12 protein-coding genes are annotated in these 16149 nt (G+C 32.0%); 1 reads left to right on the top strand and 11 read right to left on the bottom strand.

Annotated elements, in window-relative coordinates:
* Window positions 1-24: 24 nt before the first annotated feature.
* From hslV to ylqF, 11 genes are all read right to left on the bottom strand, one after another.
* Window positions 25-570, bottom strand: a complete 546-nt coding sequence (hslV, locus tag NST10_RS03990; protein ID WP_000072681.1) for an ATP-dependent protease subunit HslV — start codon at window positions 568-570, stop codon at window positions 25-27.
* Entirely contained in the window at window positions 567-1463 is an 897-nt protein-coding gene (gene xerC, locus NST10_RS03995; protein ID WP_001015609.1) for a tyrosine recombinase XerC, read from the bottom strand. Before xerC ends, hslV begins: the two co-directional genes overlap by 4 nt.
* A gap of 417 nt (window positions 1464-1880) precedes the next feature.
* Window positions 1881-3188 (bottom strand): methylenetetrahydrofolate--tRNA-(uracil(54)-C(5))-methyltransferase (FADH(2)-oxidizing) TrmFO, encoded by a 1308-nt coding sequence (trmFO, locus tag NST10_RS04000; protein WP_339211377.1) that lies wholly within the window; start codon window positions 3186-3188, stop codon window positions 1881-1883.
* A 155-nt stretch (window positions 3189-3343) separates the two neighbouring features.
* Window positions 3344-5419 carry a type I DNA topoisomerase gene (gene topA / locus NST10_RS04005; RefSeq protein ID WP_001557331.1) on the bottom strand — a complete coding sequence of 692 codons (2076 nt, stop codon included), beginning with the start codon at window positions 5417-5419 and terminating at the stop codon, window positions 3344-3346.
* 173 nt (window positions 5420-5592) lie between these two features.
* Entirely contained in the window at window positions 5593-6465 is an 873-nt protein-coding gene (dprA, locus tag NST10_RS04010; RefSeq protein WP_000620184.1) for a DNA-processing protein DprA, read from the bottom strand.
* Window positions 6466-6636: 171 nt separating this feature from the next.
* Window positions 6637-7881, bottom strand: a complete 1245-nt coding sequence (fmhC, locus tag NST10_RS04015; RefSeq protein WP_000672864.1) for a FemA/FemB family glycyltransferase FmhC — start codon at window positions 7879-7881, stop codon at window positions 6637-6639.
* A gap of 27 nt (window positions 7882-7908) precedes the next feature.
* Window positions 7909-9027, bottom strand: coding sequence for a LysM peptidoglycan-binding domain-containing protein (locus NST10_RS04020; RefSeq protein WP_001041658.1), 1119 nt, complete (start codon window positions 9025-9027; stop codon window positions 7909-7911).
* Between the two features lie 226 nt (window positions 9028-9253).
* Complete coding sequence (sucD, locus tag NST10_RS04025) at window positions 9254-10162, bottom strand: succinate--CoA ligase subunit alpha (protein WP_000110252.1); 909 nt, start codon at window positions 10160-10162, stop codon at window positions 9254-9256.
* A gap of 21 nt (window positions 10163-10183) precedes the next feature.
* The gene (sucC, locus tag NST10_RS04030) at window positions 10184-11350 is read right to left on the bottom strand and encodes an ADP-forming succinate--CoA ligase subunit beta (protein WP_001020801.1); all 1167 of its coding nucleotides are present in this window, start codon (window positions 11348-11350) and stop codon (window positions 10184-10186) included.
* 108 nt (window positions 11351-11458) lie between these two features.
* Window positions 11459-12226 carry a ribonuclease HII gene (locus tag NST10_RS04035; RefSeq protein WP_000176401.1) on the bottom strand — a complete coding sequence of 256 codons (768 nt, stop codon included), beginning with the start codon at window positions 12224-12226 and terminating at the stop codon, window positions 11459-11461.
* Complete coding sequence (ylqF, locus tag NST10_RS04040) at window positions 12210-13094, bottom strand: ribosome biogenesis GTPase YlqF (RefSeq protein ID WP_000236718.1); 885 nt, start codon at window positions 13092-13094, stop codon at window positions 12210-12212. The genes NST10_RS04035 and ylqF overlap by 17 nt, the downstream gene beginning before the upstream one ends.
* Before the next feature lie 400 nt (window positions 13095-13494).
* Here ylqF and yfhO point away from each other — a divergent pair, with 400 nt between their 5' ends.
* Entirely contained in the window at window positions 13495-16101 is a 2607-nt protein-coding gene (yfhO, locus tag NST10_RS04045; protein WP_000915257.1) for a lipoteichoic acid-specific glycosyltransferase YfhO, read from the top strand.
* The last annotated feature ends 48 nt before the right edge of the window (window positions 16102-16149 follow it).

The following is a 16149-nucleotide window of genomic DNA, read 5'->3' on the forward strand; positions in this document are numbered from 1 at the left end:
TAATTATTTATCATGCTCTGATTATTATAGTGTTTCGACAACAATATTATCGTTGGTAAAGACACAAATATCAGCCGCTACTTTCAAGCTCTCATATGCCATTTCTTCAGCAGACAAATGCGATGCATGGCGTTTCAATGCACGTCCTGCGCTTAATGCATAGTTGCCTCCTGATCCAATAGCGATAAGGTCATCATCTGGGGCAATAACTTCGCCAGTTCCACTGACAACTAAAATAGCATCTTTATCCATTACAATTAGCATAGCTTCTAATTGACGTAATTGTTTATCGCCTCGCCATTCTTGTGCCAATTCAACAGCAGCTCTTTCTAAGTTACCACTAAACTGTTGTAATTTTGTTTCGAATTTTTCAAATAACGTAAACGCATCTGCTACACTACCTGCGAAACCAGCTAACACTTTACCTTCATATAAACGACGCACTTTTCTTGCCGTTTGTTTCATGATGACTTGTTGACCAAGCGTTACTTGCCCATCTCCAGCCATAGCTGCTTTCCCATTATGTCTTACAGCATAAATTGTTGTTGCATGTAATGTTGTATTACTCATGTTTCATTCTCCTTTTTCGCTCGAGGATGTGCATTTAGATACACTTTTCTTAATTGTTGGTTAGATACGTGTGTATATTTACCAGTTGTTGACAAATTAACATGACCTAATAACGATTGTACTGTTCTTAGGTCTGCACCTTGATTCAATAAATGCGTTGCAAATGTATGTCTGAGCTTGTGGGGATGAATCTCACTTACGCCTGCTGTTCGTTTAACAATATCATTTAAAACATATCGTACACCGCGTTCAGTGATTGCTTCACCCTTCATATTTACAATAAGAAAATCATGATTGCATGACTGAATTGGTTTGAAATGTTCTAAATAATTTTCGATGCTTTGTCTACAATAAGCACCAAACGGTACAAAGCGCTCTTTGCTCCCTTTTCCTAATACGGTAACACCATTCGCGTAAAAATCTATATCTTGTTTTTTAATATTAACTAATTCCGAAACACGGATACCTGTAGCATATAACAATTCAAGAATAACTCGATCCCGTAAACTTTTTGAAGTGTCCTCTTCTACAGTTTTAAATAACGCTTCCATTTCTTCTTCGTAAAAGAATTGCGGAAGATATTTTTCTTTTTTCGGATGTACTAATTGAACAAATGGATTAATAATGTTCTCATCAAGCGTCATCCAATATTCATAGAAAGTTCTTAACGTTGAGATTTTACGAGAAACAGATGTTCTTTTCAAATGATTTGAATATAAATAGCTCAAATAATTTCTAGCATCTCTGTATTCAAAAGTATTCAACTGTAAATGTTCCTGTTCTAAAAATTGATTAAACTGAATTAAGTCATCTTGATATGATTTCAATGTGTGTTCTGAAAAATTTCGTTCAACTTTCAATGTATTTAAAAATGCTTCTTGAATATGATTCAATACATTTACCCTCCATCAATAAGAATTGTAGCATATACAGCAAAGGGCTTACAGTAATTTGATAATCAATTCTAAATCTTTTGAGAATTAAATAATTGTAACTAATCGGAAAACCTGTTAATTAGAATACCTCTTTTGTAAATTAATTACTAAAAGTCTTTATTAATAGCCTTACTATTTATTCTTTCATTGTCTTTTAAATAAACTTTATTTAAAACATTCACTTACATGTTACATCAATCAACTTATTGCGTGTTATTTATTTAGATATTTATTTGAATACGAATTCTAAATTGTCAGAAATACGTAACAATTCCAAAATTAAAAAGACTAGGATAAGTATTTTCCATTTAGAAAGTCATTACTTACTCGTTGATGACTTAAGAATGAATAGCATATCTAGTCTTTCTAACTATTTTATAAAGTTTTTTTGAAATTTTCTAAGTAATCCAAAGCTCTATTAGCTTGTGCTTCATAGCGTTCTTTTTTATCTTTAATTCTAGTTTCTAAAGATGGTAATAACCCGAAGTTAGCATTCATAGGTTGGAAATTCTTATTGTTTTTAGCATGAGAAATATAGTAAGCCATACTTCCAATCATAGTTTCTCTCGGAAATACTATCTCACCTTTGCCTAATATTTTATGCGCAAGATTGATGCCTGCAACTAAGCCGCTAGCTGCGCTTTCTACATAACCTTCAACACCAGTCATTTGGCCCGCAAACTGTATGTTTGGTTGTGAAATCAATTCATATTTCTCGTTTAATACGTCCGGTGAGTTAATGAAGGTATTTCTATGCATCACACCATATCTGACAATATCAACATTCTCTAAACCTGGAATTAATTTAATGACTTCTTTTTGAGCTCCCCATTTTAAATGTGTTTGGAAGCCGACAATATTGTAGAGTGTGCCAGCAGCGTCATCTTGTCTTAATTGAACCACCGCATAAGGACGTTTCCCAGTCTTTGGATCTTCTAATCCTACTGGTTTCATTGGTCCAAATAGTAATGTCTTGCGTCCGCGTTCTGCCATTACTTCAAAAGGCATACAACCCTCGAAATATTTTTCTTTTTCAAATGAATTTACAGGCGCAGCTTCAGCTTCTAATACTGCATCATAAAAGCGATTAAATTCATCCTCAGTCATAGGACAGTTTAAATATGCAGCTTCACCTTTATCATAACGGGACTTTAAGTAAACTTTATCCATATCAATAGATTCTTTTTCAATAATTGGAGCAGCCGCATCATAGAAATAAAGTTGATCTTTACCAGTAATGTCCACTATTTCTTGTGCAAGGGTTTCTGTAGTAAGTGGTCCTGTTGCGATAATTGTGTATCCATCTGGAATGGCATTAATTTCTTCATTAATAACTGTGATATTTTCATGATTTTTAAGTGTTTCAGTAATATAACCTGAAAAATCGTGTCTATCAACTGCTAATGCACCACCAGCTGGAACTCGTGCCTTATCAGCCGCTTCAATAATTATAGAATTCAATCTTCTCATTTCTTCTTTTAAAACACCCACACCATTAGTTAAAGCATTTCCGCGTAATGAATTGGAACATACAAGTTCCGCAAATTTATCAGTATGGTGCGCTGGTGTTTGTTTAACAGGTCTCATCTCTATTAGATTAACTTTAATTCCTCTTTCAGCTAATTGATATGCCGCTTCTGAACCGGCAAGACCAGCACCTATTACATTTACAGTTTGAGTCATTTCTATACTCCTTTTATTGTCATTTATGTCTTTTAATTATGTTGTTATGTTAATATTATCCGCACTTATTTAGATTAATCCATTACTATCTTTAAAATAAGATTCACTAATGATTCTATTTAACAATCTTAAAATGTCTCTAGGAAATAAAAATATTATTTCTGCGCTGCCTCTTTATAATCGCAATTTGAACATATTACTTGTGTTGTCTTGCCTTTTTTATTTTCAACAAGATATTGGTTACATTTTGGACAATCTCTTCCAATCGGCTTATCCCAAGAGATAAAGTCGCATTCAGGATATTTCGAACATCCATAAAAGACACGATTCTTTTTAGATTTTCTTTCTACGACGTCACCATCATTACATTTTGGACATTTAACACCAATAGACTTAACTATCGCTTTTGTATTACGACAATCCGGGAAGTTTGAGCAAGCCATAAACTTACCATAGCGCCCCATTTTTATAACCATAGGAGAACCACAAACTTCACAGTCTTCACCGGCTGGCTCATCTTTGATTTCAATCTTTTCCATCTCTTCTTCAGCACGTTCAACATCTTGTTTAAAGCTACTAAAGAAACCGTCGATTACTTTTCTCCATGTAATGTCGCCTTCTGCAATCTTATCAAGTAACGTTTCCATATTCACTGTGAATTCCACATCAATAATCTCTGGGAAGTATTCTTTCACTTGTTCATGAACTATTTCTCCCAACTCAGTAGGAACAAAACGCTTACTTTCTAATTTGACATAGTTACGCTTTTGAATCGTATCTATTGTCGGGGCATAAGTTGATGGTCGCCCAATTTTCAATTCTTCTAGTGTTTTTACTAATCTCGCCTCAGTATATCTTGGAGGTGGTTGTGTATAGTGTTGAGCTGGTTCAATTTGAGTTGCTGTGACTTTATCACCTTGCTCTAATTTAGGCAGTTTATTTTCCTTTTCGCTATCACTATCATCTTTAGTTTCTACATAAAGTGTCATAAATCCTTTAAACTTGATTGTTTGACCATTCGCTCTAAATTTAATGTCACCTTGTGTTATGTCTAATGAGACTGTATCAAGTATTGCTGGAGCCATTTGACTAGCAACAAATCGTTCCCAAATTAATTTGTATAATCGATATTGGTCTTTCGTTAAAAATGACTTCATATCATCTGGCGTACGCATAGTACTTGAAGGTCTAATAGCCTCATGGGCATCTTGGTCACCTTGTTTCCCTGATGCTTTACGTTTAGAAGTGTAAGATTCACCGTATTTATCAGTTATATACTGTTTTGCTTCAGCTTTGGCAGTATCTGAAATACGTGTAGAATCGGTTCTCATATATGTTATTAAACCAATCGTACCTTGTTTTTTCAAATCTATACCTTCATATAATTGTTGTGCGACCATCATTGTTTTTCTAGCTTTAAAGTTTAATTTACGTGCCGCCTCTTGTTGTAATGTAGAAGTTGTAAATGGGTTTGCTGGATTACGCGTTTTTTCTTTTTTAGTCACGTTTGTAATTTCGAATTGATCTCCATCTAATGCAGCTGTAATTTTCTCAACATCTTTTTTCGTTTTTAATTTAAAAGGTTTATTTTTATAATGAAGGAATTTAGCATTGAATTTTGATTTTTTGTATCTAAATTCTCCTTCAATAGTCCAATATTCTTCTGGTTTAAAGTTTCGTATTTCATTTTCACGGTCAATGACTAAACGAAGTGCAACAGATTGAACTCGACCCGCTGACAACCCTTTTTTTACTTTTTTCCATAGAACTGGCGAGATGTTATAGCCAACTAATCTATCTAATATTCGACGCGCTTGTTGTGCATCGACTAAGTTCATTTCAATTTCTCTAGGATTTTTAAAACTTTCTTTAACAGCGTCTTTAGTTATTTCGTTGAAAACAACGCGATTTTCTTTAGAATCTTCAAGCTCTAAAATTTTTGATAAATGCCAAGCAATTGCTTCACCTTCACGGTCGGGGTCACTTGCGAGAAAGACGTTTTTCGCTTTTTTTGCATGTTTTTTCAATTCTTTTACAACAGGACCTTTTCCGCGTATTGTTATATATTTTGGTTCGTAATTATCTTCAGTGTCGACACCCATTTGACTTCTTGGTAAGTCTCTGACGTGTCCCATTGAAGCTATAACTTTATATTTCTTACCTAAATACTTTTCAATGGTTTTTGCTTTTGCAGGCGATTCAACAATGACTAAATTATCTGCCAATGTCATTTCCCCCTCGCTAATCTAATTACTAAAGATAAATGATAAACGCTTAATTTTGCTTTTGTCAACGTTTTATATCTAAACAAATCATTTTCCCTGTCTATTTTTTATAGATTTTATTAAAAAATAAATTACAAAGGGTAACAAAAGAAATATGAAGCAACTCGTTATTTTTAGTTTTAAATATAGTAGTCTTCAAATATATCATTAGCGTTTAATACTACCTTAGCACCTTCTTGGATACGTAATAAATTACCTTTTGTCATAGGATTAAACATAGATCCAGGTAAAACATAAACATTTCTATTTTGCTCTAATGCAAAATCTATCGTGATGTGACTACCACTTTGTTCCTTAGCCTCAGTAATTAAAACCCCTTTTGACAAACCGCTGATAATTCTATTGCGCTCAGGAAATCTATATTTAGCAATTGGTGTATGTGGTGGATATTCGGATATAACTAAACCTATTTCTTCTATTTTATTTCTTAATGCTAATGTGCTTTTGGGATAATGTGTTTGATGGCCAAAGGCTAAAACTGCTATTGTAGGGAGATTGTATTTTAAAGCTATTTGATGTGCCATTGCATCAGCTCCTTGAGCAAGGCCGGAAACAATTGTTAAATATTTGCTTTTATCATTTGATAATAAAAATTCTAAAGACTGTTGGGTATAACTTGTAGAATCTCTTGCACCTACTACTGCCAAATGATGCATATTATTTATTAATTTGATGTTCCCTCTATAGAAAAGAAGTAATGGAAATTGATATATTTCTTTTAATAGCACTGGGTATTCAGTATCCATATATGTAATGTAACTTACTTTTAATTTCTGCAGTTCTTTAATAATATCGTTATGATCAAGTTTTATAAAAGCATAGTATTTACGTAATAAATGAACATTTTCTTCCCTATTCACCCATTCACATAAATAACTATCTTTTTTTCTGCCCCCCTCTTTAATTACATTAGGGTATGCCATTAAAAATTGATGAATTTGTTTAGTCGAAAAGTGTGCCCAGTATAACTTAAGCAAAAATAGTCTAATCAATAAATCAACTCCTTTTTTTAATCATACAAAATCATATTCTATTTTTGTTTTACATTTCTAATACAAAAACATTGTCGATGTAATGTTATTTTAAGGAGTAAAATACCGACTTAAAAAGTGAAAAGTATGTTGGAAAGAATTTTAAATTTCAATTTCCAACATACTTTATAATCAAACCTTATAAATAAGTTTTGCAAATTTATATAGAATTGGTCTTACTGGTTTGATGAAATCACCAATTAATTCTTCAACATGTGCATTAAAACCTTTTTTAAATTGTTGTACACCAAAATCATCCGCCTCATCACTAAAGACGCCTGTTATTCCATAAAAATTATACCTATTAATATTATGTGATTTTGCATATTTTATCATATGCCATTGTAGATGATATGCGCCCATATACTGATTATATTTAGGATTTGATCCACTTGATAGATAATAAACTTCATCATCAGTACATATAAATAAAGCAGCAGCTAAATCCAAAACAGGTCCATCTTCTAATATTAGTTCTTCGGTTTTACTAATTCTATTATTAATACTAGATAATTGCATATTTAACTGATTTAATTTAGATTTATTCTTTTTAGAATTTGGATTTTCATTTAATGCTCTGTTCACAGTCATCATTTCATTTTCGATTTTCAATAATTGTATTTTTAATTTATCTTGATATTCATTAAGATCTATACAAGCTATCTTTAACATTGCCTTATCTTTATATATTTCTTGCATTCGTTTAAAATAATCTTCATTCATGAAATGAAAACCATGTTTTTCTTCAGCCATTTGAAACAATTTATAAAATCGATTTGTTTCTTCAATAGATAAATCTTCAACCTTAACACCAATCTCAATAGTCTTTTTTATATTTCTTCTAGTTTGGTATTCCATTTCTTTTAAAAGTTGATTCTCATCTTTATCTTTTAAATCCAATACAGAAATCCACCTAATTTGGCTTTTATTTGAATATCCTGTTGTATAACCTTGATGGAGATACCCAATTTTTCCTAGCATCTTTACTATCACTGAATTATTATAATTCTTTATTATCCTACCATTCGCATCTCTTAAATTCTCTATTAAATATGGATCAACAAGAATAAATACACCTCTATTTTTATAAATGAATTTAGATAATTCTTTAAAAAAGTAACAAACTAATTTAGCATCGAAATAATCAAGTAAAGGACCTCTATGAGAGTAGAAATATTTGTAGAATTTAAAAATACGTGCCTCTGTTAATAAACATGCAGCTATAACTTCATTTTTATCATTCTTCACTCCCACAATATGTGCTTCATGATTTATTTTATTTCTATAATTATATAATTCTATAGACTGTGTATAATGTTTGAAGTGCTTTTTGGTGTAGTTGGTAAATTCTTCTTCACTTAAAGTTGAAAATTTCATATTTCAATGTCCTGCCTTCGATTTAAATTATGCTTTTTTAAATGGTCTAATAAAAATCATATCATTTTCATAATTATGAACAACTTTATGTGCAACCTCTGCTTTACGCCATCCACCATTATTCCAGTTTTGATCTAAACTTTGGAACTTCATTAATTTTCCATCATAATCACCATTTAAGACAATAGCTGTATGACCATATCCTCCACCAAATCTTCCACTAAAAACCACTAAGTCCCCAGGTTCAGCTTTGAAAGTTGGTGTGTTGTGATAAATTTTAGCTTCACTATTAAAATTATTTGCATATGGTATATCTTTAGCTCCATATCCTTTTAATCCATGACCATAAAGATGATTCCAATACACATTGACTAAATCGAAACATTGCCATCCATAACTACCGTCGAAATCCCATCCTCTATTCTCTAATGTTTTCAAATAATTTAATGTACTGTTATTACTATTACTTTTATTATTTGAAGGCACTGTTTTTGGTTTTGGTTCTACTAATGGTGTCATTGGCACTTTTAATTTTTGACCAATAAATATTAAATTAGGATTTGCTATATTATTTGTATTTTGAATATTTGAAACTGTAGTTTTGTATTTTAATGCTATAGCACTAAGTGTGTCACCTTTTTTTACAGTATAGATTTGTGTTTTTGGAGCTTCTCTAAAACTGTAGTAACCAAAGTAATTATTAGTACCTTTATTCACTTTCTTCTGATTAGAATTTTGAGCTTCCAAGTTTGCAATTTTAATTTCTTTAGTAGGTTCATTGTTATTAACAACTAGATTGTTACCTTGGTTTGAGTTTTTCGGAGTATTTGAAATCTTCATATCTTGATTAATTTCATTTCCATTTGAAATTGCTGATTTGTTGTCTAACTTTAAACTTGTGTCCGATGTTTTAACAACAGCTTCATTTTTTATTTTGTCTTTTGTCGTATTTTTATTAGCATTTAACTCTGATTTCGCGAATACATTTTGCTCATACCCTCTTGTAAAATCTTTAGATTTATCAATTTCATCTGCATATGCTTTGTTCGACATACCCAATGCCAAAAACATACCTATTGAAATTGACAAAATTCCAATACTAACTTTTCTAATTGAATAGCGTACTTTACTTTGTTGTTTATTCATGATGAAACACTCCTTACAATAATATATAAATATTATAACATAGTGCACTATATATTTTAATAAAAATTTGCTTTGTTTTAGAAAGCTATTGAAGGAGGTAAAATAATTAACTTGCCTTTTCAAAATATGAAAAGTGTACTTAAATTCATCGCACGACAAATAGCCCATTTCCGATACTTTTATAAAGTATGGAATGGGCTATAGCCATTTATATCATCTTTTAACTTTATTTATTAACTGTTAATAATAATTCATAAATACCTGCTTCTTTAGCAGCTTCAATTAATGTTGAACCAATTTCTGAAGGTGTTGCCGCTGTTTTCACACCACAACTATTTAATGTTTTAATTTTCTCTTCAGCAGTACCTTTACCACCTGAAATGATCGCACCAGCATGTCCCATACGTTTTCCAGGAGGTGCTGTTTGTCCACCGATAAAGCCTACAACTGGTTTTGTCATATTCGCTTTAATCCATTCAGCTGCTTCTTCTTCAGCTGTACCACCGATTTCACCAATCATAACAACTGCTTTCGTTTCGTCATCTTCATTGAATGCTTTTAAAACATCAATAAAGTTTGTGCCATTTACTGGGTCTCCACCAATACCAACAGCTGTAGTTTGACCAATACCTTCTTCAGTCAATTGGTGCACTGCTTCATATGTTAGTGTACCTGAACGTGATACTACACCAACATGACCTTTTTTGTGAATATAGCCAGGCATAATACCAATTTTACATTCATCTGCTGTAATCACACCTGGACAGTTTGGACCAACTAAACGTGTTTTTCTACCTTGTAAATAGCGTTTAACTTTAACCATGTCTAATACAGGAATATGTTCAGTGATACAAATAACCATATCTAAGTCTGCATCAGCTGCTTCTAAAATTGAGTCTGCAGCAAATGGTGCTGGAACGTAAATGACTGAAACCGTTGCCCCAGTTTCATTTTTAGCTTCTTCAACAGTGTTGAAAACAGGAACGCCTTCAACAACTTGACCACCTTTACCAGGCGTCACACCTGCTACTATTTTCGTACCATAATCAAGCATTTGTTTTGTATGGAAAAGGGCAGTAGACCCTGTAATACCTTGTACCATTACTTTAGTATTCTTATCTATAAATACACTCATCTTAGTGCTCCCATCCTTTCCTTATGCTTCTTTGACTAGTTTAACAATTTTTTGTGCACCTTCAGCCATTGTTGCTGCTGGTTCAATTGCTAATCCTGAGTCTTTTAAGATTTTTTTACCTAACTCAACATTTGTACCTTCTAAGCGTACAACTAGTGGTAAAGTTAAATCTACTTCTTTTACAGCTTCAACGATACCTTCTGCGATAACATCACATTTCATAATGCCACCGAAAATGTTTACAAAAATACCTTTAACATTTTCATCACCTAAAATGATTTTAAATGCTTCAGTTACTTTTTCTCTAGTAGCGCTTCCGCCTGCATCTAAGAAATTGGCTGGGTTTCCACCGAAATGATTAATCGTATCCATTGTTGCCATGGCTAAACCTGCACCATTAACCATACATCCGATGTCACCATCTAATGCAATGTATGATAAATCATGTTTAGACGCTTCAATCTCTTTCGGATCTTCTTCTTCTAAATCACGTAATTCTACAACATCTTTATGTCTGAATAATGCATTATCATCAAAATTAATTTTAGCATCTAATGCCAATACATCACCATCAGCTGTTGTAACTAATGGGTTGATTTCTACGATTGAACAATCTTTTTCAATGAATACATTATAAAGTGCTAATAAGAATTTAGCAGCTTTGTTAACAGATTCTTTAGGAATATTAATATTAAACGCAATTCGTCTTGCTTGGAATGGTGAAAGTCCGATTACTGGATCGATAGTTTCTTTGAAGATCTTTTCAGGAGTCTTCGCAGCAACTTCTTCAATCTCAGTGCCCCCTTCTTCAGACGCCATCAATGTTACTTGGTCAGTCGCACGATCAATAACGAATCCAACGTAATATTCTTTTTGAATAGCACAACCTTCTTCGATATATAAACGCTTAATTTCTTTACCTTCTGGACCAGTTTGATGTGTCACCAAAGTTTTCCCTAATAATTCTTTTGCATATGTTTCTACCTCAGATAAAGATTTAGCAATTTTTACTCCGCCTGCTTTACCTCTACCTCCAGCATGAATTTGTGCTTTCACAACATATACATCAGAATTTAATTCTTTTGCTTTCTCCACCGCTTCTTCAGCAGTAAATGCTACTCGTCCTTCTGGAACTGCAACGCCCATTGAACGAAATATTTCTTTACCTTGATACTCGTGGATATTCATCTTCCATCCTCCTGTTACTTAGGTTAAGTTCCCTTACAATTATAAAAAATGTAAGCGCTATTGTAAACTTAAATGCTACTTTTTTATCATTTAATTGAATTTTACGATTTACAGTAACGATTTTATAGGTTCAAAGCTTTTTCTATGCTCTTTCATAATGCCAATATCATCGATTGCTAGTAAATGTTGTTTGGTACCGTAACCCGCATTTTTTTCAAAACCATATTCAGGATAATCTTTAGATAACTGTGTCATATAATCATCACGAAAAACCTTTGCCATGATGCTTGCAGCTGCAATAGACACACTTCTTGCATCACCCTTGATTAAAGATACTTGAGGCAGTGCATTATCAAGCGTCATCGCGTCTATCAATAAATGCGTTGGTTGTACTGATAATCCATCAATAGCTCGCTGCATGGCGATTTGAGTAGCTTTATAAATATTAAATTCATCTATTTCTTCAGCTGTCGCGATACCATATGCAAAAGCAGTAACTTCATTTTTTAGTGCTTCATTTAATTCTAGACGTTTCGTAACAGGTACTTTTTTCGAATCATCAAGGCCCAAATAATTGTGATTTGAATTTAAAATTGTTGCGCATGCAACGACTGGACCTGCTAAAGGTCCTCTTCCAACTTCATCAATACCACAAATAATAGCATTAGGATTCTCTGTTAATATTTCATTTTCAAAGTAAGTCATTTCAACATACTTTTCTTTTAAAGCTTGTTCTTTTTCTAACGCTTTTCTTCGTCTGGCTATGGCATTTTGTACACCTTTTCGCTCATCTAAAAAGCATTCATGATTTTCTAATTCTTCTATTGTATTAACCGCATTAATCAACTGCGTTACTTCTTTAATTGTTAGCGTCATTTGCTAATTCCTCAGTCATATCTTTAAAAATATCAAAACAATAATTTCCTATTTTAGCATTTCGAATATCATAAATAATCAGTTCAATGACTGCTTCGTAATCAATTTCATTACCACGTCGAATTAAGCCACGTTTTTTCCCTATCGCATCAAACCACGCTATGATTTCTGCATCTTCAGGAACTTCGATTTTATAATGTGCTTTTAAGCGCGCTAAATCATTTTGAATTAAAAAGTTCAGTCCATAGATGGCAACTTCATCTAAGTGCACAATACTATCTTTAATCGCGCCTGTTAAACTCAACTTCTTACCGACCTCTTCATCTTCAAATTTAGGCCAAAGAATCCCTGGTGTATCTAATAGTTGTAATGCATTACCAACTTTAATCCATTGTTGTTGTTTGGTCACACCTGGTTTATTACCAGTCTGTGCAATACTACGCTTTGCCAGTTTATTTATTAATGTGGATTTACCAACATTTGGAATTCCAACAATCATCGCTCTAATCGCTCTTGGCTTAAGTCCTTTTGCTTTTTCACGTTCAAATTTTTCAGCAGTCGCCTTAATTGCTGCAGCTTCCACTTTCTTTAAATTTTTACCGTGCTTAGCATCCACTGATACAGGATAGTATCCTTTATCAATAAAAAATTGTTCCCATTTTGACATCTCATTTAAATTAGACATATCTTTTTTATTTAATATAACAACACGTGGTTTTTGGTTAATAACTTCATCTATCATAGGGTTTCTTGAACTATATGGAATTCTTGCATCTACTAGTTCAAACACTACATCTACTTTTTTTAATTGTTCACTTACTTCTCTTTTGGCTTTCGCCATATGTCCTGGATACCATTGAATAACCATTCAATTCACCTTACTTTCGTCAATTCTTTTCTCATTATTAAAATCTATAACTTGTTAATTATAGAACAAATTCATTAATTCAACTATATTTATTTTAACATTGTCACACTTCTTAACAATGCTTTAGATTAAGGTATAAGTGATTATTCCAAGTTTTCTCTAATTAAAAATTATCATTTATTAAATCTAAGCTGCTTATTAGGTGATATTCAATTAATACAGTATGACATTTTTATTATTCAATATATTTGTTTAATGATAAACTAAAAATAATCCAAAGTTTAAGTAACTATGATAAGGTATCTGTTCCACAGTCATCTTTGTCTTTACCTATCGAGAACCTCATTAACTTTAGTTTCAGTTAAACTTAATTTTAAATTTGAAAGTTGAGGATAATGTTGTGTTAAAAAAATGGTTAAATTCAAACGTCAAACAATTCTTGGTCATAACTTTCATGAGCGTAATATTAACGCTTATTTTATTTTCTACTCATATCTATGAATATATTGTGAATGGTACTGTTTTTAGTGGATCTGGAGATGGATTCCGTCAAATGATGCCATTTCAAATGTATTTGTATGAACATCTAAGTAGTTTTTCTAGTTTATATGATGCATCGTTTGGATTAGGTGGCGATTATATGAAAGGACTATCATATTATTATTCGCTGTCACCTTTAATGTGGCTCAATTTTCTATTCATTAAAATAGGAGAAACTGTTGGTATATTTAATCCGACAACAATACATTTTTGGCCGACAAACCAACTTATTATGGCTATGGTACGAGCTATCATAACATTTGTCGTGACCTTCTACTTATTTAAAATATTACACTTTAAACGCTCAACAAATATGATCGCTACGATTTTATACGGCATGTCAACTGTCGTTATATACTTTAATTTTACTTGGTCATTTTATGGAAATTTATTATATTTATTGCCATTATCGATTCTTGGTTTGGAAAGATATTTTCAACAACGCAAAATCGGTATTTTCATTGTTGCGATAGCCTTAACACTATTTAGCAATTTTTATTTCAGTTATTATCAAGCTATTATTATAGGTTGCTACTATTTATATCGACTCATTTTCACTTACAAATATGACATTGTCTCTAGAACACAAAAATTAATTTGCGTCATATCTGCTACAGTTTTGAGTGTGTTATCAAGTGTATTTGGTTTATTCACTGGCATTTCTGCGTTTTTGGAAAATGACAGAAAGCAAAATCCCAATGTTGATATACCGTTTTTGACACCACTTGATTATCATTATTTTTTCTTTAGCGATGGATTTTTCATTACGATTTCAATTCTCACTATCGTTGCATTATTGTCATTCAAACTGTATCGTTTTTACTTTTATAGACTTTTCGCAATAGTAACATGGGTATTATTTATTGGTTCATTATCACAGTATTTTGACAGTGCTTTTAATGGTTTTTCATTTCCAGAAAGGCGTTGGGTGTATATCTTAGCACTATCATCAAGTGCTCTTTGCGGATTGTTTATTCAACATTTATCAACATTAAATATGAAATATTATTTAATCAGAACAATACCAGTAAGCATCATCGCATTACTTTATGTATTACTATCACCGACACACCCACTCGCACTTATAGTAGGTATTATCCTGCAAATGGTGCTTGCTGTTATTTTAAAATTTAGTTTATGGCGTTATAAAAAATTAACCGTTGCAATATTAGTATTAATCGTTATGATTCAACAAATCGTCATTTTAGATAACAACAAAAATATGGCAATCAAACCTTATCAACAATCATTATCATCGTTGAAACAACATGATTACCATAGTAACTATGTAAACCAGCTTATAAAAAAGATAAATAAAAATGCAACAGGCCCATTTAATCGCATTGATTATATGTCAGACTATGCATTAAATTCACCATTTATATATCATTATAATGGCATTTCATTATATTCTAGTATTTTTAATGGAGACATTTTAAAATATTATGACAAGACACTCCAAATTAATATGCCAATCGATAAAAACAGCACTTATAGACTACTTGGCAATCGTCAAAATTTACTATCACTTTGGAATGTTAATGATCGAATTAGAGTGAATCATGATGACAACTTACCATATGGATTTAAAATTAACTCTGAACACAAAGACAATAAAGTTCGTTGGATTCATTCTAAAAATACCATCCATTATCCAAGTGCACATATTACAAATAAGGTCTTTTCCAATAAAGAATTAAAATCTCCATTAGATAAAGAACAAGCAATGTTGCAAGGGATTGTTTCTAACAATACTAAAGATGTTAATACACATTTTAAAGCCAATAAAAATTTACTATCAGATTCAACAATTAAATTAAATAGTGCAGCCTGGCAATCTCCTACAAAACATTTATTACAAGTTAAACAAAATAATGGTGGTCTAACTGTACAGTTGCCAAAATCAGTTTCTAATCAATTTAAAGATTTGTATTTTGAAATGGATTTAGAATTACTTTCGCCGGATAAAGCTCATGATGTTAAAGTGAATGAATATACACAAGAAAGAAATAAACTCACTTATAAATATCGACGCTTTGTAACACCCGTAACGATACGCATTAAAGCTTCAGATAGAATTAGATTATCATTGCCTAAAGGTAAGTATCGTGTAAATTTAAAAGGGATATACGGCGAAGATTATACCACGCTTAAAGACGCTTCAAATTCATTAGAGGCTGTCAAAGTTAGAAAGACAAAGCAAGGTTATACTATTACTAAAAATAAAAATTCATCTGGGTATATTGTTTTGCCAACAGCATATAATCAAGGTATGAAAGCGACATCAGGTGATCAAAGTCTTAAAGTTGAACAAGTAAATGGTGTTATGACCGGCATTAAAGCACCTAAAAATATAACAAAGATTCAATTGAGCTATACCCCACCATACTATTATTTACTTATAACAATTACTATATTTGGCATTATATGTAGTATTATTTTCACGAGATGGGCAAGACAAAAATAATGTTGCTACGCACATATTTAATAAATCTACTAAGTCCTTTTTCATGGC

It is taken from the genome of Staphylococcus sp. FSL W8-0305 (genome assembly GCF_037966415.1).
GTDB classification, from domain to species: Bacteria; Bacillota; Bacilli; order Staphylococcales; family Staphylococcaceae; genus Staphylococcus; species Staphylococcus aureus.

What these genes read in the sequence shown, in the direction of transcription:
- hslV (WP_000072681.1), bottom strand. Translation starts at nt 570, where the DNA reads ATGAGTAATACAACATTACATGCAACAACAATTTATGCTGTAAGACAT.
- trmFO (WP_339211377.1), bottom strand. Translation starts at nt 3,188, where the DNA reads ATGACTCAAACTGTAAATGTAATAGGTGCTGGTCTTGCCGGTTCAGAA.
- topA (WP_001557331.1), bottom strand. Translation starts at nt 5,419, where the DNA reads ATGACATTGGCAGATAATTTAGTCATTGTTGAATCGCCTGCAAAAGCA.
- fmhC (WP_000672864.1), bottom strand. Translation starts at nt 7,881, where the DNA reads ATGAAATTTTCAACTTTAAGTGAAGAAGAATTTACCAACTACACCAAA.
- NST10_RS04020 (WP_001041658.1), bottom strand. Translation starts at nt 9,027, where the DNA reads ATGAATAAACAACAAAGTAAAGTACGCTATTCAATTAGAAAAGTTAGT.
- sucD (WP_000110252.1), bottom strand. Translation starts at nt 10,162, where the DNA reads ATGAGTGTATTTATAGATAAGAATACTAAAGTAATGGTACAAGGTATT.
- sucC (WP_001020801.1), bottom strand. Translation starts at nt 11,350, where the DNA reads ATGAATATCCACGAGTATCAAGGTAAAGAAATATTTCGTTCAATGGGC.
- NST10_RS04035 (WP_000176401.1), bottom strand. Translation starts at nt 12,226, where the DNA reads ATGACGCTAACAATTAAAGAAGTAACGCAGTTGATTAATGCGGTTAAT.
- ylqF (WP_000236718.1), bottom strand. Translation starts at nt 13,094, where the DNA reads ATGGTTATTCAATGGTATCCAGGACATATGGCGAAAGCCAAAAGAGAA.